The 23,394-nt window shown below is 61.9% G+C and carries 21 protein-coding genes; 9 read left to right on the top strand and 12 right to left on the bottom strand.

Going from position 1 to position 23,394, the window contains the following annotated elements:
- Positions 1 to 41 precede the first annotated feature (41 nt).
- From AC1PUL_RS13000 to AC1PUL_RS13010, 3 genes are all read left to right on the top strand, one after another.
- Complete coding sequence (locus AC1PUL_RS13000; RefSeq protein ID WP_480464590.1) at positions 42 to 332, top strand: toxin-antitoxin system TumE family protein; 291 nt, start codon at positions 42 to 44, stop codon at positions 330 to 332.
- Positions 329 to 679 (top strand): HVO_A0114 family putative DNA-binding protein, encoded by a 351-nt coding sequence (locus tag AC1PUL_RS13005; protein ID WP_480464591.1) that lies wholly within the window; start codon positions 329 to 331, stop codon positions 677 to 679. The genes AC1PUL_RS13000 and AC1PUL_RS13005 overlap by 4 nt, the downstream gene beginning before the upstream one ends.
- Before the next feature lie 286 nt (positions 680 to 965).
- The gene (locus AC1PUL_RS13010; protein ID WP_480468579.1) at positions 966 to 1,919 is read left to right on the top strand and encodes a TerC family protein; all 954 of its coding nucleotides are present in this window, start codon (positions 966 to 968) and stop codon (positions 1,917 to 1,919) included.
- A gap of 100 nt (positions 1,920 to 2,019) precedes the next feature.
- Here the strand turns inward: AC1PUL_RS13010 and AC1PUL_RS13015 are convergent, their stop codons facing one another.
- Positions 2,020 to 2,271, bottom strand: coding sequence for an exodeoxyribonuclease VII small subunit (locus AC1PUL_RS13015; RefSeq protein ID WP_480464592.1), 252 nt, complete (start codon positions 2,269 to 2,271; stop codon positions 2,020 to 2,022).
- A 2-nt stretch (positions 2,272 to 2,273) separates the two neighbouring features.
- Positions 2,274 to 3,209 (bottom strand): histone deacetylase family protein, encoded by a 936-nt coding sequence (locus AC1PUL_RS13020; protein ID WP_480464593.1) that lies wholly within the window; start codon positions 3,207 to 3,209, stop codon positions 2,274 to 2,276.
- 179 nt (positions 3,210 to 3,388) lie between these two features.
- Between AC1PUL_RS13020 and AC1PUL_RS13025 the strand changes: the two genes are divergently transcribed.
- Positions 3,389 to 3,790 (top strand): acyl-CoA thioesterase, encoded by a 402-nt coding sequence (locus tag AC1PUL_RS13025; RefSeq protein WP_480464594.1) that lies wholly within the window; start codon positions 3,389 to 3,391, stop codon positions 3,788 to 3,790.
- Between the two features lie 35 nt (positions 3,791 to 3,825).
- On the opposite strand, the gene AC1PUL_RS13030 is transcribed toward AC1PUL_RS13025, so the two are convergent.
- The gene (locus AC1PUL_RS13030; RefSeq protein ID WP_480464595.1) at positions 3,826 to 5,550 is read right to left on the bottom strand and encodes a methyl-accepting chemotaxis protein; all 1,725 of its coding nucleotides are present in this window, start codon (positions 5,548 to 5,550) and stop codon (positions 3,826 to 3,828) included.
- Between the two features lie 199 nt (positions 5,551 to 5,749).
- On the bottom strand, positions 5,750 to 7,651 hold the full coding sequence (locus AC1PUL_RS13035; RefSeq protein WP_480464596.1) for a methyl-accepting chemotaxis protein: 1,902 nt from the start codon (positions 7,649 to 7,651) through the stop codon (positions 5,750 to 5,752).
- Between the two features lie 390 nt (positions 7,652 to 8,041).
- On the opposite strand from AC1PUL_RS13035, the gene AC1PUL_RS13040 reads away from it, so the two are divergent.
- The 3 genes from AC1PUL_RS13040 to AC1PUL_RS13050 all read left to right on the top strand — a co-directional run bounded on the left by AC1PUL_RS13040 (position 8,042) and on the right by AC1PUL_RS13050 (position 11,755).
- Positions 8,042 to 8,848: a TlyA family RNA methyltransferase gene (locus AC1PUL_RS13040; RefSeq protein WP_480464597.1), complete on the top strand. Its 807-nt coding sequence runs from the start codon at positions 8,042 to 8,044 to the stop codon at positions 8,846 to 8,848.
- The gene (locus tag AC1PUL_RS13045) at positions 8,845 to 10,095 is read left to right on the top strand and encodes a class I SAM-dependent RNA methyltransferase (protein ID WP_480464598.1); all 1,251 of its coding nucleotides are present in this window, start codon (positions 8,845 to 8,847) and stop codon (positions 10,093 to 10,095) included. Before AC1PUL_RS13040 ends, AC1PUL_RS13045 begins: the two co-directional genes overlap by 4 nt.
- Before the next feature lie 103 nt (positions 10,096 to 10,198).
- On the top strand, positions 10,199 to 11,755 hold the full coding sequence (locus AC1PUL_RS13050; protein WP_480464599.1) for a peroxidase family protein: 1,557 nt from the start codon (positions 10,199 to 10,201) through the stop codon (positions 11,753 to 11,755).
- Positions 11,756 to 11,757: 2 nt separating this feature from the next.
- On the opposite strand, the gene AC1PUL_RS13055 is transcribed toward AC1PUL_RS13050, so the two are convergent.
- Positions 11,758 to 12,066, bottom strand: a complete 309-nt coding sequence (locus tag AC1PUL_RS13055) for a hypothetical protein (RefSeq protein WP_480464600.1) — start codon at positions 12,064 to 12,066, stop codon at positions 11,758 to 11,760.
- 207 nt (positions 12,067 to 12,273) lie between these two features.
- The gene (gene mcpU, locus AC1PUL_RS13060; RefSeq protein ID WP_480464601.1) at positions 12,274 to 14,364 is read right to left on the bottom strand and encodes a methyl-accepting chemotaxis protein McpU; all 2,091 of its coding nucleotides are present in this window, start codon (positions 14,362 to 14,364) and stop codon (positions 12,274 to 12,276) included.
- A 285-nt stretch (positions 14,365 to 14,649) separates the two neighbouring features.
- On the opposite strand from mcpU, the gene AC1PUL_RS13065 reads away from it, so the two are divergent.
- Positions 14,650 to 15,567, top strand: coding sequence for an aminoglycoside phosphotransferase family protein (locus AC1PUL_RS13065; protein ID WP_480464602.1), 918 nt, complete (start codon positions 14,650 to 14,652; stop codon positions 15,565 to 15,567).
- A gap of 13 nt (positions 15,568 to 15,580) precedes the next feature.
- Here the strand turns inward: AC1PUL_RS13065 and AC1PUL_RS13070 are convergent, their stop codons facing one another.
- Positions 15,581 to 16,342 carry a crotonase/enoyl-CoA hydratase family protein gene (locus AC1PUL_RS13070; protein ID WP_480464603.1) on the bottom strand — a complete coding sequence of 254 codons (762 nt, stop codon included), beginning with the start codon at positions 16,340 to 16,342 and terminating at the stop codon, positions 15,581 to 15,583.
- A gap of 153 nt (positions 16,343 to 16,495) precedes the next feature.
- Positions 16,496 to 18,274, bottom strand: coding sequence for an acyl-CoA dehydrogenase family protein (locus AC1PUL_RS13075; protein ID WP_480464604.1), 1,779 nt, complete (start codon positions 18,272 to 18,274; stop codon positions 16,496 to 16,498).
- A gap of 407 nt (positions 18,275 to 18,681) precedes the next feature.
- Here AC1PUL_RS13075 and AC1PUL_RS13080 point away from each other — a divergent pair, with 407 nt between their 5' ends.
- The gene (locus tag AC1PUL_RS13080) at positions 18,682 to 20,592 is read left to right on the top strand and encodes a PhoX family protein (RefSeq protein WP_480464605.1); all 1,911 of its coding nucleotides are present in this window, start codon (positions 18,682 to 18,684) and stop codon (positions 20,590 to 20,592) included.
- A gap of 111 nt (positions 20,593 to 20,703) precedes the next feature.
- Here AC1PUL_RS13080 and minE read toward each other — a convergent pair whose 3' ends face one another.
- The 4 genes from minE to AC1PUL_RS13100 all read right to left on the bottom strand — a co-directional run bounded on the left by minE (position 20,704) and on the right by AC1PUL_RS13100 (position 23,274).
- Complete coding sequence (gene minE, locus AC1PUL_RS13085; protein WP_113379454.1) at positions 20,704 to 20,964, bottom strand: cell division topological specificity factor MinE; 261 nt, start codon at positions 20,962 to 20,964, stop codon at positions 20,704 to 20,706.
- Positions 20,961 to 21,776, bottom strand: coding sequence for a septum site-determining protein MinD (gene minD / locus AC1PUL_RS13090; RefSeq protein WP_480464606.1), 816 nt, complete (start codon positions 21,774 to 21,776; stop codon positions 20,961 to 20,963). Before minD ends, minE begins: the two co-directional genes overlap by 4 nt.
- 29 nt (positions 21,777 to 21,805) lie before the next feature.
- Positions 21,806 to 22,576 carry a septum site-determining protein MinC gene (gene minC / locus AC1PUL_RS13095; protein ID WP_480464607.1) on the bottom strand — a complete coding sequence of 257 codons (771 nt, stop codon included), beginning with the start codon at positions 22,574 to 22,576 and terminating at the stop codon, positions 21,806 to 21,808.
- A gap of 188 nt (positions 22,577 to 22,764) precedes the next feature.
- On the bottom strand, positions 22,765 to 23,274 hold the full coding sequence (locus AC1PUL_RS13100) for a BA14K family protein (protein WP_480464608.1): 510 nt from the start codon (positions 23,272 to 23,274) through the stop codon (positions 22,765 to 22,767).
- Positions 23,275 to 23,394: the final 120 nt, after the last annotated feature.

The raw sequence follows: 23,394 nt of genomic DNA on the forward strand, positions 1-23,394 counted from the left end.
CGCTGGTTTGACGACTATGGCATCCAGTGTCATAGTTGGTCATGAAGGCAGATCTGGTCATCCGAGAACGCATCGTCTTCAATGACGGTGCCATTCTGGAGGTTCGGATCTGGTCAGTGCCCGTTCCGGTGCCGCCATCATTGCACCGGTACAAATACGCACTGTTCTATGGGTATCCGGGCGAACGTCTTGTTTGCTACGACAATGAGCGTGGCAAGGGTGACCATCGGCATCACGGTGCGATCGAGACACCCTATGCGTTCGCCGGGATCGAGCAGCTTCTCAGAGATTTCCGTGCCGATGTCGAACGGCTGCGAGGAGAAACGATATGACGAGGGAACTGGACGTTCATGTCGGTGGCGGCTTCGATGCCTTGCAGGCACGGGTCGGTGGCGCCTTGCGCCGGCATCAGGATGGCGAGCCTGTCCACGAGGATCACCTGACCTTCGTCGATTGGGACGCATTTGCGCGCACCATGACCGCAAAGCGGCTGGAGCTGCTGCGGTATCTGCACCGCAATCCTCAGGAAAGCGTCGCGGCTCTGGCCCGCAATCTCAATCGTGACTACCGGCGTGTTCACGAGGATGTGGAGCTTTTGACGGCAGCCGGGTTGATCGCGAGAGACGGTCTGGCGCTTTCGACCGGTTACGACGAAATCCGCACTGTGATCGCACTGTAGGCCGGCATCCCGGCAGAATTACCAATTGTGGCATTCCTGTGTTTTTTTCTCGTCACGGGGCTTGAACTCCCCGTGTCAGGCCCCCATTTGCACCCCTGCGGACCGGGCCCCTCTGACGACGGATTACCCTCGTGATGTCGGACCGCATCGAGCACGCTCGATGTCATGCCCGGACCGGACCTCTCTTCAGCGAGACCGTGCGTGCATTGCATCGAGCCGGATCAATGCAACAGAGGTCAAACAATTGGAACTCCTGCTCATTCTGTTTCTCGGCAAACCACTGTGGATGTGGTTGCTGTTCATCCTGCTGGTCGTGGCGCTGCTTGCCTTCGACCTCGGCGTTCTCAACAAGGACGACCATGAAATCGGCATTGCCGAAAGTCTGAAGCTTTCGGCCATGTACATCACCCTGGGCCTCGCCTTCTCAGGCTTCATCTACTGGCAGATGGATACGACCGCGACGGCGCAGTATCTGACGGCCTTCGTGGTCGAGAAGACGCTGGCGATGGACAATATCTTCGTCATCGCGCTGATCTTCGGCTTCTTCGCCATCCCGCGCGAATATCAGCACCGCGTGCTGTTCTGGGGTATCCTCGGCGTCATCGTGCTGCGCGGCATCATGATCGGCCTGGGTGCAACGATCGTCGACCAGTATCACTGGGTTCTCTACTTCTTCGCCGGCTTCCTGATCCTGACGGGCATCAAGATGCTCTTCGTTGCCGACAAGGAGCACAAGATCGAAGAAAACGGCATGATCCGCTTCCTGAAGCGTCGCATGAACGTGACGGAAGAGATCCATGGCCACGCCTTCATCGTCAAGAAGCCGGATCCGGTGACGGGCAAGATCAAGCGTTTTGCCACGCCGCTCCTGCTGGCGCTCGTCATGATCGAGATCGCCGACCTGGTGTTCGCCGTCGACTCCGTGCCGGCCGTGTTCACGATCACCACGGACCCCTACATCGTCTACACCTCGAACATCTTCGCGATCCTCGGTCTGCGCGCCCTCTACTTCGCGCTGGATGCCATCCTGCACCGCTTCGCCTATCTCAAATATGCGCTTTCGGTGCTGCTGATGTTCATCGGCTCGAAGATCTTCATCGCCTGGGGCATGGGCTGGGAGAAGTTCCCGCCGGAGTGGTCGCTGGGCATCACCTTCCTGATCCTCGGCGTCGGCGTTGGCTATTCGCTGTGGAAGACCGGCCCGTCCAAGGCCGTGGAAGCCAAGAGCCCGGCCGAGTAAGCCTAAAACCTTGCATACACGAAAACGACGAATGGCCCCGAAAGGGGCCATTTGCGTTGATGGTCAGCAGTCAAAAGCGGGCGGTGAGGCCTGCTGGAGATCAACCGCCGTCGAGCGGCTCGACGCCGGTCGGCTTGCCGGCACGGTCGAGGCGGATCTTTTCGATGCGGTTTTCTGCGGCTGACAGGAGCTGCTCGCAATGCTTCTTCAGAAGCTCGCCGCGCTCATAGATGGCGATGGACTCGTCGAGCGCCACGTCACCGCGTTCGAGGCGGGCGACGATGCTTTCGAGCTCGGCCACGGCCTTTTCGAAGGAATAGCCGGAGAGATCGGCGGTTACGGCGTCGGACATACTCAACCCTTCATCAGTCTCAGAATGTGCAGGCCTGCCGATTCGGCGAGGCCTTCGAGATCATAGCCGCCTTCAAGCAGGCTGACGACCCGGTTCTGGGCGAAACGGTCGGCGACTTCCAAGAGCCTTCCCGTCGCCCAGTCGAAATCCTCGCCAACCAGATTGATCTGCGCCAGAGGATCACGGTGATGGGCGTCGAAGCCGGCGGAGATCAGGATGAAATCGGGGGCAAAATCATGGAGGGCGGGGAGCACGCGGCTCTTGAAGGCCTCGCGGAAATGGTCCGAGCCGACATTGGGCGAGAGCGGCGCATTGACGATGTTCCGGTGCTTGCCCGTCTCGTCCTTGGCGCCCGTGCCCGGATAAAGCGGCATCTGGTGCGTCGAGCAGAAGAGCACGGAGGGGTCGTCCCAGAAGATGTCCTGGGTGCCATTGCCGTGGTGCACGTCCCAGTCGACGATCGCCACACGCTCGACGCCATAGGTCTTCTGCACATGGCGGGCGGCAATCGCCACCGTGTTGAACAGGCAAAAGCCCATGGCCTTGGTCTTTTCGGCATGGTGGCCCGGCGGACGCCCCGCGACGAAGGCGTTGTCGGCCTTGCCGGTCATGACGTCGTCGACGGCGGCGATGGCGCCACCGATGGCGGTCAGTGCCACCTGCAGGCTCTTCTGCGAGGCATAGGTATCTGCCTCCAGCTGGTTGATGCGATCCTCTTCCTCGGGGATCTCCCGCATCACCGCAAAGAGATGCTCCTCGGGATGGGCAAGCGTGACCAGGTCCTCGTTGGCCTGGGTCGCCTCGACACGCTCCAGCCGGGCGAAGTTCGGATGCTCCAGCGCGATATTGAGCGAGCGCAGCCGGTCTGCCCTTTCGGGATGGCCTTCCGGCGTGTTGTGTTCGAGGAAGATCGGGTTTTCGTAGAGACGGGTGGCCATGGGCATCCTTCCGGGGTTGCACAGAAGATAATGCGACCGACCGTCATCTTCCACCACGGATCCGGGTTTTACCCAGGCCTTGCGCCGCGTCTGGCCATTGTCTGCCGCGCCGGGCGCTTGTGAAGCTCAGCCCTATGCCGTTAGATGCTGCTAACACACGAAAACACCAGGGGACCTTGATGGACGAAATGGAACGGGTGGAGGTGAGCGCGCTGGTGGTCGCCTATCGCGACATCGGTCCAACCGGTGAAATGCAGGCCTCAGCCTATGTCATCCATGCGGAGGAAGCGGTGCGGCACTTCTGGCGTTATCGACCGCCGCTTGAAGACGAGCCCCATTACAGCCCGACCAAATTCGAGGTTCGCCTGCACCAGCCGCTCCGCCTTGAGGATCAGGTGCGCCTGACGGTGCAGGTCGACAAGATCGGCGGCAAGTCGGTCGGTTTCGAGGTCCAGCTGGAAAAGGACGGCCAGACGGTGGCGGAGATCGACATCACCTGGACGGCGCGGGATGGCGAGAGTGGCGAGCCGGTCGCGCTGCCCGAGGACATCCGCGACTGGCTCTACAGATACGTGCCCTGACCGGTTTCACTTCCTATCAGCCACGCCGATTCGGCTCAGGCGGCGATGTTGGGCCGCTTGCGCATATGCGGTCCACCGGCGGCGGCGGCTGAACCGGGCTCACGCGGCGCGGCCCGTCGGTTGAGTTTGAAGATATCGACCAGGGTTTTCATCTTGCTGGCGCCGAGCGCCATGATGTCACTCGCGGAGCTGATGCTGGAGACGAGGCCGGCATTTTGCTGGGTCGCCTGATCGAGTTGATTGACAGCATTGTTGATCTCGGTGAGGCTGGAGGCCTGCTCATTCGCTCCGGTCGCGATGGCGTCGACGTTGACATTGATCTCGTTGACGAATTTTTCGATCCGTTCCAGCGAGCTACCAGTGGCATTGACGAGGCGGACGCCTTCGGCGACCTCGTTGGTCGAGTTGAGAATCAAAGCGGAGATTTCCCGGGCGGCGGCGGCGGAACGTTGGGCGAGTTCCCGAACCTCCTGGGCAACCACGGCGAAACCCTTGCCTGCATCGCCGGCACGAGCCGCCTCGACACCGGCATTCAGCGCCAGAAGATTGGTCTGGAACGCAATCTGATCGATCACATCGATGATGCTGCCGATCTCCTTCGAGGCGTTCTCGATCCGCCCGATCGCCTCGACCGTCGAACGCACGACATCGACCGACTGGCCGGTTGCCGCCCGTGCTTCCTTGACGATGTCGCGCGTGTCGCGCGCCCGAACGGAGGCCTCCTTCACCGTTGCGGTGATCTGTTCGAGGGCGGCGGATGCCTGTTCGAGGGCGGCGGCCTGCTGCTCGGTGCGGCGGCCAAGGGCCTCCGCATCGGCCTTCAGGCTATTGCTGTTCTCGGTCAGCGAGCCGGTTTCGCCCAGCACGCTTTCCAGCGTCTTCTGGAATTCGCCGATCGCCTTGTTGAAGTCATTGCGCAGACGTTCGAACTCGGGAATGAAGGGGTCGTCGATCGTGATGCGGATATTGCATTCCGAGAGACGCTCCAGGCCTGCGGCGATAGCCTCCACCGCAGACACGCGACCGGTGACGTCGATCGCGAATTTGACCACCTTGAAGACCTTCCCTTCCTCATCGAAGATCGGGTTGTAGGAGGCCTGGATGTAGATCTTCCGGCCATCCTTGCGCAGACGGGTGAATTCTGCGGATTTGAATTTCCCGGCGCGCAGGGATGTCCAGAAGGACTGGTAATCCGGCGAGCGGACATAGTCGGGCTCGCAGAAGATCGCATGGTGCTTTCCGACGATCTCCTCCAGCTTGTAGCCGACTGCCGAGAGGAAATTCTGGTTGGCTGTGAGGATCTGTCCGTCCGGTGTGAACTCGATGGTCGCCTGGGCCCGGGAGATCGCATCGAGCTTGCCGCCGTTTTCCAGCTCCGCGCGTTTGCGTTCGGTGATATCGGTGGCGAACTTGATCACCTTGTACGGTTTGCCGCCGCGCATGACGGGGTTGTAAGAGGCCTCAATCCAGATTTCACGGCCCCCTTTGCCGAAACGCTTGTACTGAGCGCTGAAGAATTCGCCGCGCTCAAGGCGCGCCCAGAAGTTCTTGTAATCCTGAGACCTGGCATAGTCGGGTGCGACAAACATGCTGTGGTGCTTGCCGACAATCTCGCTCAGAGCATAACCGACGGCACCGCAAAAGTTTGCATTGGCCGTCAGGATCGTGCCTGTCGGCGTGAACTCGATGACAGCTTGCGATCGGTCCAGGGCCTTGAGGATGGCGCGGGGTTCATTTCCGAAAAGAGCGATAAGGGACATGGTTGCACCTATGATTTTATATTACTCAAAGTTTATTTTGATTTTCCTATATAAAGTCTTACTAAAGTTTGGTGAAATGTGAACTTGGATTGCGGCAGACCCTGGCTTCCTGCGGTCAAAACCGGGGAAACAGCCGACAAAACAAAACGCCCCTGCTTTCGCAGAGGCGTCGTGCGCGGGACCGATCCGTGTCGTTCCGTCAGAACTCGCTCCACTCCTGTTTGACCGCGAGATTGCCCTGGACCATGGGCGCGCGCCGGGCCGCCGGCTGAACGGCCTGAGCTCGCGGCTCGGTTTGGGCAGCAGAGGCGGAGGCGCGGCCGGACAGGTTGAACTGTGAAACCAGCGAGCGGAGACGCAGAGCTTCCTGGGCCAGGGCCGCCGAGGCGGCCGTGGACTGTTCGACCATGGCAGCGTTCTGCTGGGTCGTCTGATCCATCTGGTTGACCGCCGTGTTGACTTCGGCAAGGCCTGTCGACTGTTCGCGGGCCGAGGTGGCGATGGCATCCATCAGCTGGTTGATCTGGGAGACGTAATCGCCGATCGCTTTCAGGGCGACGCCCGTGTCACGCACGAGCCGGACGCCGCTGTCGACCTCTGTCGAGGAGTTCTGGATCAGACCCTTGATCTCCTTGGCGGCGCTGGCCGACCGCTGGGCGAGCTCACGGACTTCCTGGGCAACGACTGCAAAGCCCTTGCCGGCTTCACCGGCGCGGGCCGCCTCGACACCGGCGTTGAGTGCTAGCAGGTTCGTCTGGAAGGCGATCTCGTCGATCACGCCGATGATGTTGGAGATCTGCTGCGAGCTTTCCTCGATGCGACGCATCGCTTCTTCTGCATTGGAGACGACTTCCGCTGACTTCGCTGCATTCTGGTTGGCGAGGATCGCCACCGTACGGGCTTCTTCCGTCCGCTTCGACGAGGTCGAAACATTCACGGTGATCTCGTCGAGCGCAGCTGCCGTTTCCTCCAGCGAGGCAGCCTGCTGCTCGGTGCGCTTGGAAAGATCATTGGCGCCCGAGGAGATTTCACGGGTTCCATTGTCGATGCTCTCGACCGAGTTCATGACCGCCGAGAGCGTCGCGCCGAGCTGCTTGAGCGAGGCGTTGAAGTCCTGGCGCAGGGGTTCGTATTCCGCCGCGAAGGGCTCGCTGAGCTGGAAGGAGACATCGCCTTCGGCGAGACGCTTCAGACCGCTGCCCAGGGTGGTGGTCGCGAAGCGCAGCTTCTCGGCTTCTTCGGCGGCGCGGCGGCGGGTCTCAGCATCCTGATGGCCTTCCCGGATGCGTGCTTCTTCTGCCTGGCGCTCAAGCTCCTTGTTGGCGATGCCAGCCTGGCGGAAGACCTCGACGGCTGCGGCCATTTCGCCGACTTCATCAGCTCGTCCTTCAAACGGGATGTGGCTATCCAAATCGCCGCCTGCAAGATTACGCATGGCGCCAGAGATACGAGCGATCGGTCGGGTGACCCCGAGGATGGCATAGGCGATACCGGCCAGCGCAATCAGCAAGGTCATCGCGGCAATGCCAAGGGTGGTGAACAGATTGGTCCGGTAGACCGCGCCGCTGTCGGCGACCGCCTTGTCGGCATTCTCGATGACCTTGGCCACGAGTTCATCGACGATCGTGTTCACCTTTTCCGACTGGACCTTCATCTTGCCCTTGAACAGGCTGGTGGCCACCAGTGTCTGGCCGTCCTGCTTAATCGTGACGAGCTCTTCACCCAGCGCGGTATAAGCGTCGAACTCAGGCTTCAAGGCCGCAATGAGCTGACGACCGGTTTCAGTGCGAACGCCGGCTTCGTATTCAGCCATGGATTTGCGGACGACATCGGCCATATCGGTGATGCTTTTGACTTCCGCCTCGATTTCACTCGGCGTCGAGGCCATCAGCATACGGGCATAGGCCAGACGCATCAGGTTGAAGTTGCCCTTGACTTCACGCGCCAAGACCATTCGGGACATCCAGTACTCGCCGATATCCTGTGTGTTGTGATTGAGCTTCGACAGACTGCTGTAGGAGGTGAAGCTGAGGGCGAGGATAGCGACGGCGATCAGGCTCAGCATACCGGTGAGCGCGACCCGGATGGACAGACGTTTCATGAGAAGTCCCCTGATGTGAGGCAGTACGGAATGACAATGTTGTGATTTAGCTTTATTTTTATTAATATTCTCTTTTTTAGAGGCGGGTTGAGCGCTGATATCTCAAAACAAATGAAGCCCCCCGGGCCCGAAACCGGGGGGCTTCTATTCCTACAGGCCGGAAGGAGGAGGAGGGCCTGCAGTTTTGTGTCGGAGCACGCTGCTTGGGAGGGAGGATTGCATCGCGCCGGCAAGGGAACATTAGAAGAGATTGCTTAACTTATTCCTAATGAAACCATGAATGGCCGCAAAAGGAAAATATGCAACTCATCTTGCATCATCCATGCGACGCTGCCATCAGACTTCACGAAAAGACTTGCGCCGCGCGACGTCTCCGCTCATTGACGGGGCATGAAAAAGCTCCCAGAACCCCAGCGCCTTGACCAGCTCCTGGTCGCCCTCGGCCTATTCGCCAGCCGCTCCCGCTCCCGTGACGCCATCCAGCGTGGCACGGTGAAGGTGGACGGCAAGGTCGTGACGAAACCCAGCCTTGTCTTTGCCGCAACCCATGCCTTCGAAATCGACGATCCGGCGCAGGATTACGTCTCCCGCGCGGCGCTGAAGCTCGTTGCGGCTCTCGACCATTTCGGCCTGTCGCCGGAGGGGTGCCACTGTCTCGATGTCGGCGCCTCGACCGGTGGCTTTACCGAAGTGCTGTTAAAGCGCGGTGCTGCGCATGTGACGGCCATCGATGTCGGGCATGATCAGCTGCATCCAAGGCTTGCCAGCGATCCGCGCGTGACCAATCTCGAAGGTCTGAATGCCCGTTATCTGGAGCCGGCGGATTATGACGAGGAGCCGTTTGACTTTCTCGTCTCGGACGTCTCCTTCATCTCGCTGAAGCTCGCACTCGCTCCTGCCCTGGAACAGGCCGAGCCCGGCGCGCATTGCCTGTTGCTGGTCAAACCGCAGTTCGAAGCGGGTCGCGAGGCGATCAGCAAGGCAGGCCTGCTGAAGGAGCCGGAAACGGCGCCGCTCGTGGCAGCCGAGCTTGAACGCTGGCTGACGGAGGATATGGGCTGGACGAGCCTTGGCCTCATCCCCTCGCCGATCGCTGGCGGCGATGGGAACGAGGAATTCCTGCTCGCCGGCGTCAAGCCTGATGATGCGAACCTTGGTGAAGACGACGATGTCGAAGACGGCGAGGACTCAGAATGAGTGCGGAAACCGTCACGATTTCGAGCCTCGGCGCCAAGGGCGATGGGGTGGCGCATGTCGCCGATGGTCCGGTGTTGGTGCCCTTTGCCCTGCCGGGCGAGACCGTCTCGATTGCACGGGTGAAGAGCGAGGGCACGATCATGTCGATCGCCAGCCCCTCCCCCGACCGTGTGGAGCCACCCTGCCGACATTTCGGTCCCGATGGCAAAGGCGGTGTCTGTGGCGGCTGTTCGCTGCAGCACATGGCCAAGCCCGCTTACAATGCCTTCAAACGGCAGGTGCTGATCGATGCGCTGAAGTCGAAGGGCATCGAGGCGCCGGTGGGCGAAGTCTTCGAGGCGCATCCGCATCAGCGCCGCCGCCTCGTCTTCACCGCAAGGCGGCGTGAACAGGGCCTTGTCATGGGCTTCATGCAGGCGGAAACCCATCACGTCGTGCCGGTCGAGGAATGTCCCATCGCGTCGGACGGGCTGATCTCCCGGCTGGACGCAATCAAGATCATTGCCAATGCGTGCGGTGCAGAACACTTCCGCATCACGGTGACCGAGACGACCACCGGCCTCGACATTTCGCTCGACGGTTTGCGCGGCGGGCTTGGCGACCAGGAACGACGCGCGGTCACCAATGCCGTGATCAAGCTCAAGGGCATTGCCCGCGTTTCGGCCAATGGCGAGATCGTCATCGAACCGCACAAGCCGCTGCTCGATTTCGGCGGCGCCCGTGTCGTGCTGCCACCCGGCGGCTTTACCCAGGCGACGGATGAGGCCGAGGCACATATGGCGGCTCTCGCCATCGAGCATATCGGCAAGGCCAAGAAGGTCGCCGATCTCTTCGCTGGTGTCGGCACCTTCGCATTACGGCTGGCGCGCAAAGCTTCCGTGCATGCGGTGGAGTCCGACGAAAAGGCCGTGAAGGCGCTCGATTTCGCCGCCCGCAATACGCAAGGGTTGAAGCCGGTCAGCGCCGAACGGCGCGACCTCTTTCGCCGGCCGCTGATGACATCCGAGTTCAAGACCTTCGACGCAGTCGTCTTCGATCCGCCGCGCGCCGGTGCTGAGGCGCAATGCGCGGAACTGGCGCGATCGCAGGTCAAGAAGGTCGTTGCCGTCAGCTGCAATCCGCTGACGCTCGCCCGCGACCTCTCGATCCTGATCGCCGGAGGCTACCGGGTCGATAAGGTCACGCCGATCGACCAGTTCCTCTGGTCGCCGCATGTCGAGGCGGTTGCAACGCTCAGCAAGAAATAGATCAAGATTCATTTTTAGGTTGTAGTCGATTTGTTGCGCCACCCCCGATAATCATTTCTGATCACATCATCCAGAAAATGACGTGATCAGAGGGGGAATGACGATGTCTGAAGTCGCAGCCCACGGACATGGCGTTCGTGGCATGAGCCGTGAGTCCCTGCAGGCCTTGGCCGGCAACGCCGATCCGGGGAAGTTCGGCAAAATGTTTCCAAGGCTTCGGCCGCTGCATGCCGAGGATGACGCGCTTTTCGATCTCGCAAAGGCTATGCGCGACGAGAAGGGACCGGAGGGCGATCATCCCAAGCTGCCGGCCGGCTATACCTATCTCGGCCAGTTCGTCGATCACGACATTACGCTTGATACGACGCCGCTCGACAAGCAGCGGGCCGATCCGCTGGCGACCGAGAACTTTCGCACGCCGGCGCTGGACCTCGATTCCCTCTATGGTGATGGACCGGGCCTTCATCCCTATCTCTATGCCAAGGAGGGGATCCGAAAACTGCCGGGACCGAAATTTCTGATCGGCAGGGCCGAGGCCTCTGCAGGTTTCAACGGAACGATCCCGGCCCTCGCGAATGATTTGCCGCGCAACGCCCACGGCCGCGCACTGATCTTCGATGAGCGCAATGATGAGAACCTGCTGGTGGCGCAGTTCCACCTGCTCATGCTGAAATTCCATAATGCCGTGGTAGATCATCTGAAGAAGACGACATCAGGCCTGACGGATCCGGAGCTTTTTCAGGAAGCACGGAGGCTCGTGACCTGGCACTATCAGTGGATCGTGCTCTTTGATTTCGTCGAACGCCTGACGGAACCGGGGCTTATCCGCAAGATCAAACACGAAGGGCGGCGCTTCTATCGCTTCCGCAGCCGGCCCTATATGCCGGCAGAATTTGCAGCGGCCGCCTATCGGCTGGGGCATTCGATGGTGCGGGAGAGCTATAGCCATAACGCGGTTTTCCGCCCCGGCGGCTTTACCGACGGCACCCTTGACCTGATGTTCAACTTTACCGGAAAATCCGGCCAGATCGCCGGGGAGCTTGCCCCCGCGGCACCGCCCTCACCGCTTGGACCTCTCCGTTCGCTGCCATCGAATTGGGTGATCGACTGGCGCCGTTTCTTCGATCTCGAAACGCCTGCCGAACCCGACTTCACGCTCAATCATGCCCGCCGGATCGATCCGCTGATCGTGCCGGCCCTGCATACACTTCCCGATCATCCCGAAGACATGACCACGGTGGCAGCGCGGGAATTCGTCCTGCCGTTTCGCAACCTTCGACGCGGATCACAGATCGGCCTGCCATCCGGGCAGGATGTTGCCCGCGCCATGGGATTCGAGCCGCTCAGCGACAGGCAGCTTTCGCAAGGTGCCGATGGCGAGGCTGCGGCGCGCAACGGCTTCCACAAGGCGACACCGCTTTGGTACTATATCCTGAAGGAAGCCGAGCAACTGCATCAGGGATTGAGGCTCGGCCCCGTCGGATCGACGATCATTGCCGAAACCTTCCTCGGCCTCGTGCATGGCGATCAGAATTCCTTCATCTGGCAGAGATCGGACTGGAAGCCACATCTGGGCAAGACGCCCGGCGATTTCACCATGGCGGACCTGATCACCTTCGTCGGTGATATCAATCCGGTGGGAGACGGCAGCGGCGCCTGAACTCAATAGGTGTAGAGCGTGCCGGAACCCGTCACGTTGGCGCAGCGGCAGCGGCCGCCGACGCGGCCCGGTTTGGCCGGGCAGGACACCTGTCCGCCACCGCCAATGCTGCCGGACTGGTCGACGACGCAGATGTAACGCTGCGGGCGCACGCGCTGACTCTGCTGGTTGTTGGAATAGGTTTCGCTGGTGATCACGTCATTGGTATCATTGACGAGGATCATCGAGCCGCCGGTAGCGGGCAGCATGTCCGCGGCAGAGACGGTCACGCTGAAAAGCAGGCTGAGTGCGACACAGAACAAACGCAACATGATAACCTCGACGCAATTGCTCGGTTGGGGCTGACTGCGATGATAGCGGCAGCACTTATGGCTACCAAACTTCCAAAGCGGATCCTGGTTCCAGAGACTAGCGGCAAAGACTGAACACAGACTGAACCGAGCAGGCGCTGTGTGATAGAAACGGAAAACGGCGCCGCAGGGGCGCCGTTTCGATGCGATGGCTGGAAACGCGCCTGATCAGGCGGCGCGACGGCCGTGATGCGAGGACATTGCTGCACGCTCGTCGATGCGGAACTGGTTGAGGAGCGCCGTGAGTGCTGCGGCTTCCTGGGCAAGGCCATGGCTTGCCGCCGTCTGTTCCTCGACCATGGCGGCGTTCTGCTGGGTGCCCTGGTCCATGGTATTGACGGCGGTGTTGATCTCCTGCAGACCGGTCGACTGTTCGCGCGAGGCGGTGACGATCGCGTTGACGTGGCCATTGATCTCCTGGACCTCGCGGACGATCACGTCGAGCGCCTTGCCGGTCTCGTTGACGAGATCGACGCCGACCTTGACCTGATCGCCAGAGGCGCTGATCAGAGCCTTGATCTCCTTGGCAGCGTTCGCCGAGCGCTGGGCGAGTTCACGGACTTCCTGGGCGACGACGGCAAAACCCTTGCCCGCTTCCCCGGCACGGGCGGCTTCGACACCGGCGTTCAGAGCAAGCAGGTTGGTCTGGAAGGCGATCTCGTCGATGACACCGATGATGTTGGAGATCTCGCCGGAGGACTTCTCGATGCCCTGCATGGCGCCAACGGCACGTTCGACGATCTCGCCGGACTTTTCGGCGCCGGCACGGGCACGGCTTACCAGCTGGCCGACTTCCTCGGCGCGGCGGGCGCTGTCCTTGACGGTGGTGGTGATCTCCTCAAGTGCTGCGGCCGTCTCTTCGACCGAAGCTGCCTGCTGTTCGGTACGGCGGGCGAGATTGTCGGCCGACGAGCGGATTTCGGCAGCACCGCCATCAATGGCGCGGGCGTTGCGGCCTACAGCAGCAAGCGCATCATGCAACTTCTCGACGGAGGCGTTGAAGTCGACGCGCAGACGATCGAGGTCACCGGCAAACGGGGTGTCGATGCGCGAAACGAGGTCGCCATTGGCCAGGCGGCCAAGGCCGTCTGCCAGCGAGTGGACCGCAAACGAGACCTGCTCGGCTTCGCGGGCCTTGGCGGCTTCGCGGTCACGGCGCTCCTGTTCGGACATCGTGCGGGTTTCATCGGCCTCGCGGGCCAGGCGGCCACGCTCGATGATGTTGTCGCGGAAGACGGCAACGGCTGCGGCCATCTCGCCGATTTCGTCCTTGCGGGCGGTGCCGGGGATCTCTGCCGAGACATCACCACCGGCAAGCTTGCCCATGACGCCGGTCATATCGACAACCGGGCGGACGACGAGGCGCGAAAGAAGAGCAGCCAGGACAGCGATCATGGCGACAACGCCGACCAGGGTTGCGACGGCGGCAGCCGTGCGGAATTCGCCGACGCTGGCATAGGCGAGGTCACGGTCGATCTGGACGCCGAGATACCAGTCATCGCGCGGCAGGCCCTTGATGGGCAGGAAGGAGACCAAAACATTGGCATCGGCGAACGTGGTTTCAGTGATGCCGGAGCCGATGGTCGGGGTCTGGTTCGGGAAGGCATCCTTCAGCGTCTTGGTGACGAGGTTGCCGTCGCGGTGGACGAGGATCGTGCCGTCCTGCTTGACGAGGAAGGCCGAGCCCTTGCCGCCCATATCGACAGAGTTGACCATGGCAACGAGCGAGGTCAGCGAGAAGTCGGAAGCGGCGACGCCGTAGAGCTTGCCGTCCTTCTTGACCGGAATGGCGGCGCTGATGATGAGATTGCCTGTCGAGGCGTCGGCATAGGGGTCGGTCAGCACCAGCTTGTCGGCCTTGACGGCATCCTGATACCACGGGCGCTTGCGCGGGTCATAGCCTTCCGGCAGCGGCTGGACGGGAACGCTGGTGAAGACACCCTGCTCGTCGCCGACATAGGTCGACATGAACTCCCGGATCAGGACCGGATTGTCGAAGGCCGCGGTGATGGCAGCCGCATCGGGCGCCTTTGCGGCGGCATTGCCAGCCAGTTCCGTCAGCGCGACACGCGCGGCGAGCCAATTGGCGATACTCTGCGAGGCCTGGAGACCGGAGCTCTCGATCTCGCTCTTGACGGCGGCACTCGTTGCCTTGCGCTGGAGGCTATCGATGTAAAAGGAGAAACCGGACAGGGCGGCAACCACCACGAGGGAGGCGACCACCAGGATCTTTGTCATCAGGTTGGAGCTGGTCTTCACGATACGGTCCTGCAAAAACTCTCCGCGCAATTGCGACGCGGTGATGTCATGGGGCATTGTGTGATCACGGCACCATCATGGTGAGGAAGCGGTAAATTTGTCCGCTGCCCCAGCATTAGCCTGCAGGATTTAATGGGTACTTAAGGGAACTCCGAAAAATAAGTAGGCCTCACATACCGTGCCAGAGATATCAGATACGGTTTATCCGGGGATTTCGCCCATGGCGGGAGAGGCAAGCTTGTGATCGATCAGAGGTTCCAGCAAAGACTCCGGTAGGAGGGCGGAATGAAGCGCAGCGACAAGCTTGATGCCGGCAAATTCGCGGTCGATTCGGACCTGGTGCACCGCCTGTTGCGCGCCCAGTTTCCCGCGCTGGCCGAGCTTGCCATAGAGCCGCTCGATGAGGATGGCTGGGACAACTGGTCCTTTCGGCTTGGCCCGCACCTCAAGATCCGTCTTCCGACCGACGCTGCCTATGCCGGCCAGGCTGCAAAGGAGTTTGAATGGCTGCCGCGGCTGGCGCCGCATCTTCCGCTCGCCGTACCGAAGCCCGTCGCGCTCGGCAAACCGGATGCGGGCTATCCTTGGCCGTGGTCGATCTACGATTGGATCCCCGGGAGACCGCTGCGCCACGAGGCCAATCTCGACCTCGTCAGTTTTGCGGAAGGTCTTGCCGGCTTTCTGAAGGCACTGCAGGCGATCGACAACACCGGCGGCCCGCCGCCCGGCGCACACAACTTCCATCGTGGCGGCGACCTCAGCCAAATCTACGGTGCGCAGGCGCGGGCCGCACTGATAAGGATCTCGGACCGGATCGACGTCGGCGGCGCCATGGCCGTGCTCGACCGGGCCGCTGCAGCGCCGTTTACGGGGCGCCCCGTCTGGCTGCACGGCGACATCGCCGTCGGCAATTTGCTTCTGCGCGATGGACGGCTGTCTGCCGTGATCGACTTCGGCTCCTCGGCCATCGGCGATCCTGCCTGCGATCTCGTGATCAGCTGGCTATTTCTGGATGGCGAAGCCCGGGCGCGGTTTCGCGACGCCATGGCCCTCGATTCGGGCTGCTGGGCACGGGCACGGGCCTGTGCCCTCTGGAAAGCAGCGATCGTGCTGGCGGCGGGCTCGCCCGTTCATCCAGACGAGCGCCCGCCGCTCGCTGTTATCGAGACCGTCGTTCGCGAGCATCACGAACACTCCGGCTGACGGCCTTACCGGCTCATCCGCGTCCCTTCATGAAGGCTTCGAAGGCGGCGCGGGCTTCGGCGCTCTTCAGCTGGGCGACGAAGTGGACGAGTTCTTCCTGCATGCGGGCGCGCACCTCGTCGGCACTGCCCTTGACCAGCGCGCGGGCGATCTTCATCGCCGCCGGGGGCTTGGACGCCAGCGAGGCAGCGATCTTGAGGGTCTCAGCCTCGACCTGATCGGGCGACACGACCTTCCAGATGAGGCCGGCCTCGCGGGCCTGTTCGGCGGAAAAGCCTTCGCTGGCGGCGAGCATGGCAAAGGCGCGCTGGTGGCCCATGATGCGCGGGGCGATCAGGCTGGAGGCGGCTTCCGGGACCAGCGCGAGATCGACGAAGGGGGTCTTGAACAGGCTGCGGTCGGAAGCGACCGTCAGGTCGCAATGCATGTGCAGCGTCGTGCCGATACCGATCGCCAGGCCATCGACGCCAGAGACGAGCGGCTTGGTGACTTCGGTCAGTGCGCGCAGGAGGCCAAAGGCGGCGGGTTCGCCGACGGCGCCGGCCATGGCGAAGCCGAGGAAATCGGCCATGTCATTGCCAGCCGAGAAGCAGCCCTCGGTACCGAGGAAGACGATGGCGTGGATGCTGTCGTCCTGCTCGCCTTCGAGGAGGCCAGCGGTCAGCTTCTGGTACATCGCCTGGGTTATGGCGTTTTTCTTGTCCGGGCGGTTGAAGCGCAGGACGAGGACGCCGGGATGGGTTTCTGGGCGGGTGATCTCAATGTGGTCGGTCATCTCGGCTTCCTCGGGTGGTCCCCACCCTCCCCTCGAGGGGAGGGTCGGAGCGCAGCTCCGGGGTGGGGTGAACAACGACATATGCTGGTTTTGGCAGGGTCACCCCCACCCGCTGCTTTGCGGCGACCTCCCCCCTCAAGGGGGAGGTGGGAATTACGCGAACAATGCCCTGGCCGCGTTGAGGCTTGCCTCGCCGTTGATGACGCGGTCCTTGAGGGCTGCTGTCTCGGCGATCAGGTTCTCGGCAGCGAAGCGGCACAGCGCCAGGCGGTTGTCGCGGCCATGGTCCTCGTCGGCGAGCGCGCCCTTGGCGAGGTAGACGCCGGTCAACGAGAGGCCGAAGAGGCGCTGATAGGGTGTGGCGCCAGAAAGGGCGGCCGAAGCATTGCCAGCGGCGAGCTGCGACAGCAGCCATTCGGTCGTGTCTTCGAGATCGGCAAGGCTCGCATCCAGCCGGGCGGCGGTTTCGCCAAAACCTTCGAGATTGGAGGCGCGCACGGCATTCACCACCTGCTTAAGCTCGGTGATATAGCCGCGCACATGGTTGCCGTTGGAGAGCGGCAGCTTGCGGGTGACGAGGTCGGCGGCCTGGATGCCGTTGGTGCCTTCGTAGATCGGGGCAATGCGGCTGTCGCGCCAGTAGCGGGCAGCGCCCGTTTCCTCGATGAAGCCCATGCCGCCATGGGTCTGGATGCCGAGCGAAGCGACGTCGACGCCGGCGTCAGTGGCGAAGGACTTGGCAATCGGGGTCAGCAGAGCTGCGCGTTCGGCAAAGTGGCGGGCTTCGTCGCCGTCTGCGTGGTGGCTCATATCGGTGGCGTGGGCGCAGACATAGCAGATGGCGCGGGAGCCTTGCGTCAGCGCCTTCATCGTCACCAGCATGCGGGCGACATCGGGATGCTCGATGATCGGCGACATGCCCGAACCGGTCCAGCCCGGAGCCTTCCCTTGCGTACGGTCCTTGGCATATTGCACGGCCTTCTGGGTCGCAGCTTCGCAGATGGCGACACCCTGCATGCCGACCGCAAGGCGGGCATTGTTCATCATGGTGAACATGCAGGCGAGGCCCTTGTTCTCCTCGCCTATCAGCCAGCCGATGGCGCCGGCTTCGTCGCCATACTTGCCGTCGCCATAGATCATGGTGCAGGTCGGCGAGCCATGGATGCCGAGCTTGTGCTCCAGCGAATGGCAGTGAAGATCGTTGCGGGCACCGAGCGAGCCGTCGTCATTGACGAGATATTTCGGCACGAGGAAGAGCGAGATGCCGCGCGTGCCGGCGGGAGCATCGGGCAGGCGGGCGAGAACCAGATGGATGATGTTCTCGGTGATCTCGTGTTCGCCCCAGGTGATGAAGATCTTCTGGCCGAAGATGCGGTAGGTGCCGTCATCGCGGCGCTCGGCGCGCGACTTCATGACGCCGAGATCCGAGCCGGCATGGGGTTCGGTGAGGTTCATGGTGCCGGTCCATTCGCCTGACACCATCTTCGGCAGGTACTTCGCCTTCAAGGCATCAGACCCGTGGGCGGTCAGCGCATCGACGGCGCCCATGGTCAGCGTCGGCCCAAGGGCAAAGCCCATGGAGCCGGAATTCCACATTTCGAGGGCTGCGACGTTCAGCATATGCGGAAGCCCCTGCCCGCCGAAATCCTCGGATGCCGTCAGTGAATTCCAGCCGCCTTCGGCCCAGGCGCGGTAGAGAGTGTCCCAGCCATCTGGAACCACGACCTTGCCGTCGACCATACGGGCGCCCTCTCTGTCGCCGATCTCGGCGAGCGGTGCGACTTCGTCACTGGCAAAGCGGCCGGCTTCAGAAAGGATGGCATCGACCAGGTCGTCGCTCAGATCACCGAGCTTGCCGTCTTCGATGGCCTTGCTCAGACCCGCGACGTGCTTGAGGGTGAACGCGATCTCTTCAACAGGCGCCTTGTACATGACGTGCTCCTCCATCTGGCATATGCTGTGAGGCCACGCCCAGACTCCCACCCAGGAGGCGCGGCTTATTCTTCTCTTTGGCTAATTGATTTTTACGTAAACGTCAAATCTTTTGGATGCGTCATGCGGTCTCGTCCCCCGGCTTGAATCGGGGCCGAGATCGGGGCGAGAAGCAGGGATCGGAACAAAGATGTGTGAGCGCTGCAGCCCATATGCTCAAGTAATCCGGTCGGCCTCTTGCCAAAGGCGAGGTGGGACAAAGGCTTAAAACGATTTGCCGGCTGGTGCCCGCTTGGCGCTCCTAAATCAGCGACTTCACATCTGCCGGACCGTCAAGATTTCGTCACATCACTGTTACCCGCGCTGGCTAGTCGGAGAGTGAACTTCAACTCCAAGGAGGCTCTGCCATGACCGAGACCAACACCAATCACCTGTCCTGGGACGAGTGGGACGAACTGCACAATCCGCCGCCGGCCGTGACGGATTTCGACCGCGTGGTCGAACGCGCAATTTCGCGCCGTGGCTTCCTTGGCGGCATTCTCGCCATGGGTTCGGCGGCTGCCGCCATGGGCACGCTCGGCAATCTGATGAGCTCGACCTCCGCCCAGGCCCAGGAAGCAGCCTCGCGCTTCGCCTTCAAGCCGATCCCGATCGCCACGGACAATACCGTGCATGTTCCGGAAGGTTACAGCTGGAAGCCGCTCGCCCGCTGGGGTGAACCGCTATTCTCCACCGCCTCCGACATCGATCCGGTGAAGGGCGTTTCGCTCGAGAATTCCGACAAGGTCTTCGGCGAAAACACAGACGGCATGGAGCTGTTCGTCATCGGCGACGCCCAAGTGATTGCGGTCAACCACGAATACGTCAACAACGAAACCAACCTGCCGCACGCGCCGGAAGGCATGCCTCAGTCGCTGGACGACGTGAAGATCCTGCAGAACATGCAGGGCGTGACCGTCATGGAAGTGGCTGAAGGCGAAAACGGCTGGCAGATCGTCGTCGATAGCCCATTCAACCGCCGTATCCACCACAACACACCGATGAAGCTGTCCGGCCCGGCTGCCGGCTCCGAGCTCGTCAAGACGGCTGCCGATCCCAATGGTGTCGACTGTCTCGGGACCTTCAACAACTGCGGCGCCGGGAAGACGCCGTGGGGCACCTATCTGACCTGCGAAGAAAACTTCAACGGCTACTTCGGCACCACCAATGCCGAGTTCAAGATGCCAGACGATTACAAGCGCTACGGCATCGTGGCCGAGACGCGCTATGGCTACGAGAAGTTCGACGAGCGCTTCGACGTGGCGAAGAACCCGAACGAGCCGCGTCGCGCGGGTTACGTCGTCGAGATCGATCCGTCGGATGCCTCCTCGACGCCGATCAAGCGCACCGCGCTTGGCCGCATCAAGCATGAGAATGCCGCCGTCGTCATCGCACGCGATGGCCGCGTGGTCGTCTATATGGGCGACGACGAGCGGGGCGAGTTCCTTTACAAGTATGTCTCCAACGGCATCTATGTGCCGGGCGGCGACACCTCGAAGCTGCTCGACGAGGGCACGCTCTATGTTGCCAAGTTCTCGGACGAAGGCACCGGCGAATGGCTGGCTCTGACGCCGGAGACCACCGGCATGAAGGCCGACGAGATCGCCGTCTTCACCCGTCAGGCCGCGTCCAAGGTTGGCGCCACGACCATGGACCGTCCGGAATGGGTCGCGATCAACCCGGTTGCGATCGAAGCCTATTGCTGCCTGACCAACAACTCGAACCGCGCCGTGATGAAGGACGGCAAGATGCGGACGAATGCCGGTGGCGACGTCATGGATGTCAACGCCGTCAACCCGCGCGCCGGCAACGAATACGGTCAGATTGTCCGTTGGTATCCGGACGCGGAAGACCACACCAGCAATACGTTCAAGTGGGACCTGTTCGCCATGGCCGGCAATCCGGTCGTGCACAAGGACGCCTATGCCGGCTCGTCCAACATCAACGAAGGCAACATGTTCAACTCGCCGGACGGCATGATGTTCGATTCCACCGGCCTCGTCTGGATCCAGACGGATGGTGAAGATTCGAACGAGGGCGACTTTGCAGGCCAGGGCAACAACCAGATGCTCGCCGGCGACCCGGTTACCGGTCGCATCGAGCGCTTCCTGACCGGTCCGAAGGGTTCGGAAGTGACCGGACTTACCTGGTCGGCCGACAAGCGCACCATGTTTGCCGGCATCCAGCATCCCGACGCCCCCTTCCCGGATGGCGAAGGCAAGCTGCCGCGCTCGACGATCGTTGCGATCAAGCGCGACGACAACGCTCTGGTGGGCTGACGCTCCCGAAACGGCAGGGCGGATATCAACCGCCCTGCCCCAGCAGAATACGAAAAGGCCGCCGACCGGAGATACCGGCGGCGGCCTTGTTCATGGCAGAAGGTGGTCGGATCAGGCGGCGAGGCGCTGGGCGTTGCGCGGGATCTCGACATCGATCTCCAGGATTGACACGTCCTCGTCGCGATCCATCTTGATCTGCACCTTGTCGCGGTCGAATTCGACATGCTTGGCGATCACGGCGAGGATTTCCTCCCGCAGCACGGCCACCAGATCGCTTTCCAGCGACGCCCGTTCATGGGCCAGGAGAACCTGCAGTCGCTCGCGCGCCATGGGGGCGGAACGCTGCTTGCGGAACAGGGAGAAGATGCTCATGCGGCCCTCCGCGCGAAGATCTTGTCGAGGAAGCCACGCTTCTCGCCCGGAATAGTCATCGGAATATTCTCGCCGGCCAGACGACGGGCGGCGTCGAAATAGGCGAGTGCCGGCGCACTGCGGGCATCGGCCAGCGTGACGGGGGCGCCGATATTGGAGGCGCGCAGCACGTCCATGCTTTCCGGAATGATGCCGACCAGCGGGATCGACAGGATCTCGAGCACGTCGTCGACCTTCAGCATGTCGCCGCGCTGGGCGCGATTGGCGTCATAGCGGGTCAGCAGCAGGTACTTTTCCATGCGCTCGCCGCGCTCGGCCTTCAGCGTCTTGGAATCGAGCAGGCCGATGATGCGGTCGGAATCGCGGACCGAGGAGACTTCCGGATTGGTGACGACAACGGCCATGTCGGCATGGCGCATGGCAAGGGTCGCACCGCGCTCGATGCCTGCGGGGCTGTCGCAGATGATCCAGTCGAAATACTTCTTGAGCTCGGTGATGACCTGCTCGACGCCTTCGGCGGTCAGGTTGTCCTTGTCGCGTGTCTGGGAGGCAGGCAGCAGGAAGAGCGTTTCCAGCCGCTTGTCGCGGATCAGCGCCTGCGGCAGCTTGGCATCACCCTGAATGACATTGACGAGATCGTAGACGACGCGGCGCTCGGCACCCATCACCAGATCGAGATTGCGAAGGCCTACGTCGAAATCGACGACGACGACCTTTTCGTTGCGCTGCGCGAGCGCGGCACCCAGAGCGGCTGTCGACGTGGTCTTGCCGACCCCGCCCTTGCCTGATGTCACAACAATCACCTTGCCCATGTTGTTCTCCTGTCTATCCCCGCTCAAATTCACGTCATTCTTTCAGTCATGATTGCATCCCCCTCCAGCCAAAGCTGGACGGGATGCCCCTTCAATTCTGGGTCCATGTCGTCGGTCATCGCGTAGACGCCGTCGATGGCAACCAGCTCGGATTCGAACTTACGACAGAAGATCCTTGCGTCGGCATTGCCAACGCATCCGGCGAGCGCTCTGCCGCGCAGCGCGCCGTAGATATGGACCGAGCCGCCGGCGATCACTTCGGCGCCCGACTGGACCGAACCGATGACCGTGACATCGCCCTGGGTGTAGATGACCGACTGGCCGGAGCGGATGGTTTCGCGCACGATCAGCGAGGGTGCGGCGACCGGGCTCTGCTGTACGACCACCTGCGGTGCCGCCTGCTCCGCCGGCTGCTTTTCCGCCTTACCCTTGGGCTTGGCAGTCGAGCTTTCAGCCGCTTCTTCGCGCGGCACCTCGTAATCGGCGGCGGGTTTTCCGCCCTTCAGCATCGGCGGCATGCCCGGCTCGACGAGCGAGGGGCGACCGCCTTCGATGCCCATGATCGAGACGTTGCGGGACGCCAGTTCGGCAATCAGCGCCTTGAGCTGGGGACGATCGATCTCGATCTCGGAGACATCGAGGACGACGGGACGACCGAGGAAGAAACCGGCCGAACGGGCCGCGAGATCGTCAAGCCGGACGAGCCAGTCGTCGAACGGCAGATCCGGCGTCAGGACGACGGCCAGGAAGGATCTTCCCTTGATGCGGATGGAGCGGGGTTCGGTTAGCACTTTGGTCATCTACGTAAACAAATCGTTGACCAAGAAGTATCGCCGATATGGTTAACAAAGGGTTAACGCAGCGCTTTTGCCGTTAGGAAACAGGCGGATCGGGGAGATGAAAAAGCCGCCCGCAGCACGAGGCCGGAGCGGCATATTGTTAACTTTTCCCGGCTTCAAACGGAAGCCCGGTCACGTGCCGGTGCCGATCAGTAATAGGGCGAATAGCACTGCTGGCGAGGGCCGTGATACGGCTGGAAGGTGTTCGAGTAGCTATCATAGGACCGATAGCGCGCCTGGCACCAGTCATAGTGACGCGGGTTCAGACCGGCCGCACGGGGGACGGGTGCCGGACGTGGCTGCGACGCAATCGCTCCGCCGATGATCGCACCGGCCGCAAAGGCTGCGAGCGGGTACCAGTAGCCATTGTGATAACGGTAGCCTGCGCGGCGTTCGCGATAGCCGCGATGGCCGTTCCAGTAACGGGCGCGCTCGTAGCGGTCATAGCGGTCATAGCGGTCATATCGATCGTAGCGGTCGTAACGACGCTCGCGATAGATGCGGATCTGGCCATCGATATACTGGACATTTGTGGCATCTGTCGTCGTCGTGGCCGGGGCCACCGGGCGGATGACCTGGGCCTGGGCGGGGACCATGCTGGTGACGGCGAGGATCGATGCAAGAGCGGCGACGGCCGTCGTCTTGAATGCACTCTTCATGATGTTTCTCCCTGCGTGTTTCCTGAGGCCTCGGAAAGCGGACGATCCGCCCGATCCCCTGACCTTGAAACAAAGGTTAACGATACCAGCCTGAACCCAGAATTAACGCTCTGTTCAGGG

It is taken from the genome of Rhizobium sp. P43 (assembly GCF_056730705.1).

Coding starts and splice junctions, on each gene's coding strand:
- AC1PUL_RS13000 (WP_480464590.1), top strand. CDS start 42: ATGAAGGCAGATCTGGTCATCCGAGAACGCATCGTCTTCAATGACGGT.
- AC1PUL_RS13005 (WP_480464591.1), top strand. CDS start 329: ATGACGAGGGAACTGGACGTTCATGTCGGTGGCGGCTTCGATGCCTTG.
- AC1PUL_RS13010 (WP_480468579.1), top strand. CDS start 966: ATGTGGTTGCTGTTCATCCTGCTGGTCGTGGCGCTGCTTGCCTTCGAC.
- AC1PUL_RS13015 (WP_480464592.1), bottom strand. CDS start 2,271: ATGTCCGACGCCGTAACCGCCGATCTCTCCGGCTATTCCTTCGAAAAG.
- AC1PUL_RS13020 (WP_480464593.1), bottom strand. CDS start 3,209: ATGGCCACCCGTCTCTACGAAAACCCGATCTTCCTCGAACACAACACG.
- AC1PUL_RS13025 (WP_480464594.1), top strand. CDS start 3,389: ATGGACGAAATGGAACGGGTGGAGGTGAGCGCGCTGGTGGTCGCCTAT.
- AC1PUL_RS13030 (WP_480464595.1), bottom strand. CDS start 5,550: ATGTCCCTTATCGCTCTTTTCGGAAATGAACCCCGCGCCATCCTCAAG.
- AC1PUL_RS13035 (WP_480464596.1), bottom strand. CDS start 7,651: ATGAAACGTCTGTCCATCCGGGTCGCGCTCACCGGTATGCTGAGCCTG.
- AC1PUL_RS13040 (WP_480464597.1), top strand. CDS start 8,042: ATGAAAAAGCTCCCAGAACCCCAGCGCCTTGACCAGCTCCTGGTCGCC.
- AC1PUL_RS13045 (WP_480464598.1), top strand. CDS start 8,845: ATGAGTGCGGAAACCGTCACGATTTCGAGCCTCGGCGCCAAGGGCGAT.
- AC1PUL_RS13050 (WP_480464599.1), top strand. CDS start 10,199: ATGTCTGAAGTCGCAGCCCACGGACATGGCGTTCGTGGCATGAGCCGT.
- AC1PUL_RS13055 (WP_480464600.1), bottom strand. CDS start 12,066: ATGTTGCGTTTGTTCTGTGTCGCACTCAGCCTGCTTTTCAGCGTGACC.
- AC1PUL_RS13065 (WP_480464602.1), top strand. CDS start 14,650: ATGAAGCGCAGCGACAAGCTTGATGCCGGCAAATTCGCGGTCGATTCG.
- AC1PUL_RS13070 (WP_480464603.1), bottom strand. CDS start 16,342: ATGACCGACCACATTGAGATCACCCGCCCAGAAACCCATCCCGGCGTC.
- AC1PUL_RS13075 (WP_480464604.1), bottom strand. CDS start 18,274: ATGTACAAGGCGCCTGTTGAAGAGATCGCGTTCACCCTCAAGCACGTC.
- AC1PUL_RS13080 (WP_480464605.1), top strand. CDS start 18,682: ATGACCGAGACCAACACCAATCACCTGTCCTGGGACGAGTGGGACGAA.
- minE (WP_113379454.1), bottom strand. CDS start 20,964: ATGAGCATCTTCTCCCTGTTCCGCAAGCAGCGTTCCGCCCCCATGGCG.
- minD (WP_480464606.1), bottom strand. CDS start 21,776: ATGGGCAAGGTGATTGTTGTGACATCAGGCAAGGGCGGGGTCGGCAAG.
- minC (WP_480464607.1), bottom strand. CDS start 22,576: ATGACCAAAGTGCTAACCGAACCCCGCTCCATCCGCATCAAGGGAAGA.
- AC1PUL_RS13100 (WP_480464608.1), bottom strand. CDS start 23,274: ATGAAGAGTGCATTCAAGACGACGGCCGTCGCCGCTCTTGCATCGATC.